The organism is Pedobacter frigidisoli (genome assembly GCF_004331675.1).
GTDB lineage: Bacteria > Bacteroidota > Bacteroidia > Sphingobacteriales > Sphingobacteriaceae > Pedobacter > Pedobacter frigidisoli.
In genome coordinates this window covers 1-1,142 of the sequence record NZ_SJSN01000060.1, presented here as the reverse complement: position 1 = coordinate 1,142, position 1,142 = coordinate 1, and the positions used below count along the sequence as shown (strand labels likewise).

Genomic DNA, 1,142 nt, shown 5'->3' with positions numbered 1-1,142 from the left:
TAACTTCGTAAACCAACTTTATGAAAGCACCTCATTTATTATCACCACCAACAAAATGCCTGCTGACTGGGCCAAAATGCTGGATGATGAGGTGCTGGCCACAGCTCTGCTGGACAGGCTTCTATTCCGGTGTGAGGTAATCAGTCTTGCGGGAAAATCTTACAGAATGGAAAATAGGAAAACAATATTTGCAAGTTAGGACCAGAAGATTAGCTTTGTAAAACTGTGCACACTTGTTGCCGTTTTCTGTGCACTCTTAATTGCCAATTCTTGTGCAGTGTTATTTCCCGATTACACTGAACCACAAGCTTAACGCCTATACGCTAACCGAGATTCTAATTGTTTTGGTCATCATCGGAATTCTGATCCTGCTGGCGCTGCCCAATTTAATGCCCTTGATTACAAAGGCCAAGACGACTGAGGCGAAATTACAATTAGAGCACTTAGCCAAATTGGAGCAGAGCTATTTCTATGAGCATTCCAAGTATTCAAATGATCTGTCCGAAATTGGGTTTATTCAAGAAAAGCTAACCAGTGATGGCAAAGATGGCAAGGCGAACTTTAAGATAGAGGTTACTGGTGCAAGCAATAATACTTTCACCGCTAAGGCGAGCGCTGTTGCCGATTTTGATGGGGACGGTACCTATAATGTCTGGCAGATCGATCAGGAAAAAAATCTAAAGGAAATAACTGCAGACTAATGGTTTTGTTGTTGGGGGGGATTATATTGGTTTTATTATTCATGGTCTATCAGGACTTTAAATATAGAGGCATCTATTGGTGGCTTTTTCCGTTGTTGTGGGTCGAGGTAACCTGTTATGGCGCCTTTCAGTTTGGCTGGGGATTGGTTTTTAATCTTGGCGGGCTAAATGGTTTATTCATCCTTTTTCAGGTATTTGTCCTGTCACTTTACATCTCGTTAAAAAATAGAAAGCCTACGAATATCTTTCAGGGGTTTTTTGGTCTGGGTGATCTGCTCTTTTTGTTATGCGCCGCTTTTGCTTTTTCGGTAACTTACTTTATTGTTTTTTATATCCTAAGCCTGTTGTTCGCAATAGGCATTACCCTATTGCTTAAATTATCCGCAAAAGAAAGGCTGGATAAGGTACCATTAGCAGGCTATCAGGCCCTAATGCTTATGG

The 1,142-nt window shown here is 41.2% G+C and carries 3 protein-coding genes; all 3 read left to right on the top strand.

Features of this window, described 5'->3' with window-relative positions; translation table 11 throughout:
• Positions 1-199 (top strand): ATP-binding protein (locus EZ449_RS22535; RefSeq protein ID WP_165499841.1); only part of this gene is annotated, 199 nt, incomplete at its 5' end.
• A gap of 73 nt (positions 200-272) precedes the next feature.
• Positions 273-701 (top strand): type IV pilin protein, encoded by a 429-nt coding sequence (locus tag EZ449_RS22530; RefSeq protein ID WP_225872415.1) that lies wholly within the window; start codon positions 273-275, stop codon positions 699-701.
• A gap of 41 nt (positions 702-742) precedes the next feature.
• Positions 743-1,142 (top strand): hypothetical protein (locus EZ449_RS22940; protein ID WP_205943068.1); only part of this gene is annotated, 400 nt, incomplete at its 3' end.